The sequence below is a fragment of the Zarconia navalis LEGE 11467 genome (assembly GCF_015207075.1).
GTDB classification, from domain to species: Bacteria; Cyanobacteriota; Cyanobacteriia; order Cyanobacteriales; family Geitlerinemataceae; genus Zarconia; species Zarconia navalis.
The window spans coordinates 1-7,564 of the sequence record NZ_JADEXN010000242.1 but is presented as its reverse complement, the minus strand read 5'-3'; the positions used below and the strand labels follow the sequence as shown (position 1 = coordinate 7,564).

The 7,564-nt window shown below is 48.4% G+C and carries 5 protein-coding genes; all 5 read left to right on the top strand.

The annotated features are described in order from the left end of the window. Window positions 1-463 precede the first annotated feature (463 nt). The 5 genes from IQ235_RS13390 to IQ235_RS13370 all read left to right on the top strand — a co-directional run bounded on the left by IQ235_RS13390 (window position 464) and on the right by IQ235_RS13370 (window position 7,562). Entirely contained in the window at window positions 464-2,527 is a 2,064-nt protein-coding gene (locus IQ235_RS13390; RefSeq protein ID WP_264321956.1) for an O-linked N-acetylglucosamine transferase, SPINDLY family protein, read from the top strand. Then, the gene (locus IQ235_RS13385) at window positions 2,524-4,644 is read left to right on the top strand and encodes a glycosyltransferase (protein WP_264321955.1); all 2,121 of its coding nucleotides are present in this window, start codon (window positions 2,524-2,526) and stop codon (window positions 4,642-4,644) included. The genes IQ235_RS13390 and IQ235_RS13385 overlap by 4 nt, the downstream gene beginning before the upstream one ends. 60 nt (window positions 4,645-4,704) lie before the next feature. Further along, entirely contained in the window at window positions 4,705-5,445 is a 741-nt protein-coding gene (locus tag IQ235_RS13380; RefSeq protein ID WP_264321954.1) for a tetratricopeptide repeat protein, read from the top strand. Window positions 5,446-5,513: 68 nt separating this feature from the next. Beyond that, on the top strand, window positions 5,514-6,575 hold the full coding sequence (locus IQ235_RS13375; protein WP_264321953.1) for a hypothetical protein: 1,062 nt from the start codon (window positions 5,514-5,516) through the stop codon (window positions 6,573-6,575). A gap of 201 nt (window positions 6,576-6,776) precedes the next feature. Then, window positions 6,777-7,562 (top strand): SDR family NAD(P)-dependent oxidoreductase, encoded by a 786-nt coding sequence (locus IQ235_RS13370; protein ID WP_264321952.1) that lies wholly within the window; start codon window positions 6,777-6,779, stop codon window positions 7,560-7,562. Window positions 7,563-7,564 lie beyond the last annotated feature (2 nt).

Sequence of the window (7,564 nt, the reverse complement as noted above, 5' to 3'; positions counted from 1 at the left end):
ACCATGCCCCAGCGACGAATATCCCAGACCTCCCAAACCCATTCCCCTTCCCTGGCCGATTCCCCCCAAACCCATCGGTCCGCCGGATGTGACGACTTTAGCTATTGGTGAAGAAGGTGGCGATCCCATCGATCTTTGGTAGCTTTATCTTTACTGTTATAGTCTGAAAATTATAATGTCTACCTCGGCATTTAAACCAGACAACTGACTTCTAAAAGTCTACTCCTAATACTCGGCGGTACTATGTCTTGGTACTGCTTTTTTTTCGATCGGGCGATCGAATTTATATTTTTACCTAGATTTACTGCCAAAATGGCACCTAGATATCCTGTAAGTTTAGTTTAATAATAAAAACCAATCTAAAATAGATTTTTTGCCGTTTGCTTCGATTGAAAATTAATCCTATTTATTATTTATAAATCAAGACACTTAAGGTTGATTTTGCAACTAATACTTAACTTTAATGTTAGTACTAAAAGATTCTATTAACACGGCTATTCAAGAGTATAAAAGGGGAAATCTGGTCGAAGCGCAAACCCGATCGGAGGAAATTCTTGAAAAAGATCCACATCATATTGATATATTGATGCTACTGGCGGCGATCGCTCAGAAGAAGTGTCAATTCGATCGGGCGGAATCTTTGTATCGCCAAATCATAGAGATTCAGCCCGACGGAATAATGGCATACGGTGCTTTAGGAGATTTATATCTGCTTCGGTATCAAAATCGATGGCAAGATGCGATCGAGGCTTACCAAAAAGTTTTAACTCTCAATCCCTCACCTAAAATTGCTTTAATTACCCATAATTATTTGGGAAAAGCATTTATCGAGTCTGGCAAAATCAAACAGGCGATCGCGGCCTATCAACAGGTAACTCAGATTCAGCCGAATATTTCGATCGGTCACTATAACTTAGGCAACGCGCTGGCGAAAGACCAACAATTTGACGAGGCGATCGAAGCTTATCAAAAAGCAATTTCATTGAGAGAAGATTATTACGAAGCTTATAGCAACTTAGGAAACCTATTAAAAGCACAAGGAAGATGTACTGAAGCGATCGCCGCTTATAAAAAAGCCATGGCGATCGAACCCAATTTTGAACGTCCTAGATTTGGAACTTTAACCAGTCAAATTCCGATTATTTATCAAAATATTGAAGAAATAGAAGCCAGTCGAAAAAACTACAGCCAATATCTACAAGTATTAGTCGATCGCTATCAAAACGCGACCTCTGAGGAACGGGCAATTTATGCAGATGCAGTGGGCACGTCCCAGCCCTTTTATTTGGCGTATCAAGGGTTGAACGATCGCCACTTACAACAACAATACGGACAGGCGATCGTCTCTTTGATGCACTCTCGATATCCTCAGTGGAGTCAGCCGCCAATGTTGCCTCCATTGCAGACAAATGAAAAGATTCGCGTTGGCATTGTTTCGGCTTTTTTCCACAGTCACTCAAATTGGAAAATTCCCATTCAGGGTTGGGTCGAAAATATAGATCGAAGCCGTTTTGAATTATTTGGATACTATTGCGAGCCAAAACCCGATATTCATACAAAAATAGCCGCTCGCTCTTTTGACCAATTTGAAATGGGACAGCGGTCTTTAGAGCAATGGTGTCAGCAAATTGAGAGCGATCGATTGCACGTTCTCATTTTTCCTGAATTTGGGATGAGTTCGATCGCATTACAACTGGGATGTTTGCGATTAGCTCCCATTCAAATGACATCTTGGGGGCATCCTCAAACCAGCGGTTTATCGACCATCGACTATTACTTGAGCAGCGATTTAATGGAACCGGAGAATGCTGCCAAAAACTATACCGAAGATGTGGTTCGGTTGCCCAACCTTTCGATTTTCTATGCCCCTCTCAAACTTAAACCCATCCAGATTTCTCGATCGGATATTGGCACCAAAGATGACGATATTCTGTTTTGGTGCTGTCAGTCTATCTATAAATACTTACCCCAAGACGATGATGTCTTTCCCAAAATAGCCCGATCGCTGCCCAACTCGAAGTTTATTTTTATTCAACATTCCCGAGGCAAATACGTCACCGATATTTTCTACGAACGTTTGAGGCGATCGTTCGCTCAATTCGGTTTAGATTCAACCCAATATTGCGTTTTCTTACCACGCATGAAAACCAGAGTTTTTGCCGGGGCGAGCGCTCTTGCAGATGTGTTTCTCGACAGTATCGGCTGGTCTGGATGTAATTCTACCCTAGAATCCCTCGACTACAATTTGCCGATCGTCACCCTCCCCAGAGACTTAATGCGCGGGCGACATACCCTGGCAGTTCTGAAAATGATGGGCATCGAAGAAACCATCGCCGCCGATAAAGACGATTACATCAAGATTGCCATTCGTTTGGGGCGCGACTTCAAATACCGTCAAGCTATTTCCGAGAAAGTAGCGGTCAACAAACACCGCGTTTACAGAGATTTAGAACCCGTTCGCGCCCTAGAAGATTTCCTCGCCCGTACTGTCGGCCAAAAAATCGATCGCCCAGGAGAAAGACGATGACAACGATTGCCAAAGCTTTGGAAGTTGCTGCCAAACACCATCACGGTAACCGCCTCACCCAAGCGGGTCGAGTTTACCGCCAAATTTTATCCCAACAACCCCACCAACCCAATGCCCTGTGGGGACTGGGGACGCTGGCGCAGCAAGCTGGTGAAGAGAAATCAGCAGAAGCATTGTTTAAAAGCGCCATCGAGTCTCAGCCGCAATTTGTCAAAGCTTGGTTTAGCCTGGGGAACCTGCTGCAAGTTCGAGGGCAACTCCCTGAAGCTGCGCAATGTTACCAACGCATTTTGGAGTTGGGGTTAGAAACGGCAGCCGTGCGGAATAATTTGGGTGATATCCGGCGAAAACAAGGGCAGTGGGAGGCGGCGATCGCCGAATATCAAAAAGCTCTCGAACTCGATCCCCACTGTACTGAAGCCGATTTAAGTTTGGGAAACGTGCTGTATGAAGTCGATCGGCTGCCCCTGGAGAAATATGCCAATTACGGGGCGCTCAATTGTGAGGCGGGTTGGGCGCGACAAAAAGCGGGAGATTCGATCGCCGCCATTGAATGTTACCAAAAAGCGATCGCTCTGGCTCCGGATTTGGCGATCGCCCATTACCGTTTGGGAAACATCCTTGCCATTCAAAATCGCCTCGAAGAAGCCCTTTCTTGCTATGGAAAAGTATTGGAATTGAGGGACTCTAAATCTGAGGAATCTGAGCAGGTGGGCGTTTGCCCTCGCTTGGCTTCTATTCGTGCGAATAGCATTCAACGGCAACTCGATAAAGCGAAGAAACCCGATCGATTGAAAATCGCTTTTATTTGCCAACCTGCGGTGATGACGATCTTTCCCAATCCGACAGATTCTCTGGGAATTTTAACCTACGAACTAGCGCGTTTGTTGGTTCGAGATTGCGATGTCACGGTGTACGTACCGGGTCGGGACTTTCGAGAAGAGCGACACGAGGAGGTGCTGTTTCGCTATATCCCCATTGCAGAAGATAGGGCGATCGAAGAAGCAATGGAGGTAACAATCGAGGAAACGGCGAACGAGTCTCCCGATATTCCATTGGTAGCATCGAGCCAGTATTTTCTCAGCTATATTTCCCGCATTGCTCGCCAGTTAAAAATCGATCGCATCGATATCGCTCATGTCTGGACGTTTTCTCAATTTGCGACCATTCTAAAATCGATCGAACCCAATCTCAAAACAGTTTTGCATCTCGGAGATGAATTGTTATTAAAGCTCGATAAATCTCTCGTCGAAAAACGATTAAAAAATATTGATTTAACGATTGCCTGTAGCGATTATATTACCGAGAAACTCAAACGAAAGTTTTCTAAAGTCTCATCCCAGTTTCAAACAATTTACAACGGAGCCAATGTCGATCGGTTTATTCAGCTCTCGAGTTTGAAAACTCCAAAAAATGTAAACAATAATCGCAAACGCTTGCTATTTATCGGTCGAGTTTCTCCAGAAAAAGGTTCTCACATTTTACTCGAAGCCTTTGGAAAAGTTCTCGATCGCTATCCGGAAATCGAACTCCACCTTGTCGGGCCCACTGGGGTAATCCCCCGTGAGTTTGGTATTGGAGTCAGCGACGATCCGACGGTGATGAAATTAGAAAAATTTCATCGAGAAGGGGCTTGGTCTGCTTATTTGAAAGAGTATCTTTCGCAGTTAAAAAAACAGTGGGGAGAGAAGATCCAGCAGCAAATTTTCTTCCCCGGCTTACTTCGGCAATTGCAACTTGTCGATTACTATCACGCCTCGGATATTTTCCTCTTTCCCTCAGTGTGGCACGAACCCTTCGGAATGCCGATTGTTGAGGCAATGGTGGCGGGAGTTCCCGTCATTGCAACTTGGGGTGGGGCATTTCCAGAACTCATCGAAGATGGCAAAACGGGTTTGCTCGTGGAACGGGGAAATATAGATGCTTTAGCCGGAGCGATTTCTCGATTGCTTGAAGATGACCAACTGCGAAAATCCATCGCCCGAACCGCCAGAGATCGCGCTCTCGATCGGTTTTCATTCGAGACAGTAACCGACGATCTTTTATACCAATACCAACAACTGGGTAAACGTCCCAAAATAGATTTTGCCCAGCCCGAATCGATCGCACTGATATAAGTTCGATCGAGAAGATTGAGATTTATCGCCACCGTTAAGAATTGAAAGGAGAGTATTTATATGGCCACGGTGTCCGAGGCTCTAAAACTTGCAAGTCAATACCATCGAGCCAATCGCTGTCTTCAAGCCGATCGAGTTTACCGGAAGGTTCTCGAGATTTCCCCCAATCAACCCGATGCCCTGTGCGGTTTAGGCGCGATCGCCGGTCAGTCGGGGGAATACGACAGTGCCGGGCGATGGTTGGATGCGGCCATCCGCGCTCACCCCGAGTCGGTGAAAGCCTGGTTTGGGTTGGGGAATCTGCATTCCATCCGAGGGCAGTTTGCCGACGCAGTTGCCGCCTACGAGCGCGTCATCGTCCTGGCACCGAATTTGGTCGCCGCCTACAACAACCTCGGTTACGCGCTGCAACAGCAGGGGGAATGGGAACGAGCGATCGCCACCTATCAAAAAGCCCTCGAACTCCAGCCCGACTGCACCGAAGCGGATGTAAATCTGGCAAACGCTCTCTACGCCAAGGGGCAGCTACCCCCCGACCGGCAACAAGGTTACGGGGTTGCCAATGCCGAGTTGGGGCAAGCCTGCCAGAAAGCGGGGGATGTGACAACGGCGATCGCCTATTACCGACAGGCGATCGCCATGCATCCCGAGTTGGCAGGAGTTCATCATAACTTGGCGGCCGCCCTCCAGGAACGGGGCCTGTTTGAAGAAGCCCTCGCATCCTACCAAACTGCCCTCGAACTCAACCCAGAAAATACCGAACTAGCGGACTTTCTCACGATTTACCAGTCGCTTCTTTAGGGTCGAGCAACTCCAGGTTCTTCCGAATAAACGGACGCAAATCTACAACTCAGACAGTACCTAGTCAAATGATTCAACTCCTACAGGGCAACCAACAGCGAGTTCGCTATCGCCACGGCGATATCAATATTTTGGGCAAAACCGATGCCGCACTCCCCGTCAGAAGATCGACCTATTCCCTCAACGGCAGTTCCCCGGTGCATTTTTATCTCGAATCCCACCCCACAGAAGGCCCAAAGTATCCCTGGGGAACCCGCACTCCGGCGGTTCTGCGACTGCGAGACCGACCCGGTCACTTTAATATCGAAATTCCCATCGATTCGCCCCACTTGCAAGATGGGTGGAATCAGATTGCCATCGAAATTGAAGATGGGGAGGGAATTCGGGAGATTCTCGAAGCGGACTTTATTTGGGATTCTCATCCGGTATCCCTACCTTTGGACTTACGGGATTTGCGCGACTTCGAGAGTATTCAGGATATTGCCCAAGTGGTGGATGGAGACTTCGAGATCGATCGGGAAAAAAATGCGATCGTTTCTCGTTCTCCCGTCGGTTCCGATATTTTGCTCCTCCTCGGTTCTCCCCACCGCAGCCAAGAAGCCACCTACGACGTAAGATTTGGCGAATTCGGTAAAGGCTGGTGCGTTCTGGGATTGAGCGATTTTTTTGCTGCCCACGTCTCCCAATCCCCAGATTTGGGCATCAAACCCGGATACGCCACCGCCGGACTAGCCACCCTCGATTATCGGGGACGGCCCCAGATTTGGATTGCCTGGGGAGATAGCCTGTACGACAAGGAAGATACCTGGGTGATTCAGACGAACAAAGATCGAAAACTGCCGATTCGATCGGGTGTGACCTACTGCGTTCGCCACCAAGTCATCCTGGATGCCGGTTTCAGTTGCGCCCGCTTCCGGATTTGGAAGAAAGGCAATCGAGAACCGGATATATGGGTGTGTCAGGAGGATAATTTAGACCTCGACGCGCACCTTCCCAAAATCGAGCGCGCCTCTTTCGGTTTGTTTCAATATTGGGGACAGCCTACGCAATGGTCGAATATCCAAGTCAGGACGTTCGATTTAACACTAGAAGATTTGGGATTGCAGCCAAAAGTGGCGGTCGCCGTTTGAAGCCACATAGACGGAACAGAAGAAGAGAATAAGTCATGAGTAATAAGTCTGATGCAGTTAGCTTAAAAAAGATAGGATGAAGCTTCTCGATGAATGAAAAGTCAAAGTCAAACTCATTTTTTGAATCCTTTGCGCCTTGCCTAAAACCTGGAATCGAACTTATTACTTTTTACTTAAAACTTATTACTTGCAAACACACCCATGGAGACTCTGCCATCCCGACGATTTGAAGGAAAAACCGCTCTCCTGACTGGGGGAGGCAGCGGTATCGGTCGGGCGAGCGCGCTGCGGTTAGCCCTTGAAGGTGCATCCATCGCTTTGGTGGGACGGACGCTAGACAAACTGGTGAGCGTCTGTGAAGAAATCGAGGGGCTGGGAGGCAAAGCCATCCCTGTTCCCTGTGATGTCACCCGAGAAACCGACTGCCAAAAAGCGATCGCCCAACTGGCGCGTCAGTTTGAAGGTCTCGATGTGCTGGTGACGAGTGCGGGGATTCACGGTGGTAGTAAAACCGCGATCGATACCCCAGAAGAAGTATGGGACCTCACCCTCGATACCGATCTCAAAGGTGCGTATTTAATCTCTAAATTTGCGATTCCCCAAATGCATCGCCGGGGTGGCGGGGCGATCGTCCATATCTCCTCTATTGGCGGTCTGCGAGGGTCTCGGGAGGGGATAGCTTTTCAGGCGGCAAAAGGTGGGTTAATCAACCTCACCCGCCACATGGCCATCGCCCATGCCGCCGAAAATATCCGCACTAACTGCATCTGTCCGGGGGTCATTCTCACCCCAATGACCCAAAAGTGGCTCAGTAATCCTCAAGTCGATCGGGTCGTGCGATCGTGGCATCCCCTCAATCGCATCGGGCGGTCAGAAGAGGTGGCCGCCGCTGTGGCATTTCTCGCCTCCGAGGAAGCCTCATTTATCACCGGGGCGATTTTACCCGTGGATGGGGGGTATCTGGCGGCCGGGCCGGGGAGTCCGTAGGG

Coding starts and splice junctions, on each gene's coding strand:
- IQ235_RS13390 (WP_264321956.1), top strand. CDS start 464: ATGTTAGTACTAAAAGATTCTATTAACACGGCTATTCAAGAGTATAAA.
- IQ235_RS13370 (WP_264321952.1), top strand. CDS start 6,777: ATGGAGACTCTGCCATCCCGACGATTTGAAGGAAAAACCGCTCTCCTG.
- IQ235_RS13375 (WP_264321953.1), top strand. CDS start 5,514: ATGATTCAACTCCTACAGGGCAACCAACAGCGAGTTCGCTATCGCCAC.
- IQ235_RS13380 (WP_264321954.1), top strand. CDS start 4,705: ATGGCCACGGTGTCCGAGGCTCTAAAACTTGCAAGTCAATACCATCGA.
- IQ235_RS13385 (WP_264321955.1), top strand. CDS start 2,524: ATGACAACGATTGCCAAAGCTTTGGAAGTTGCTGCCAAACACCATCAC.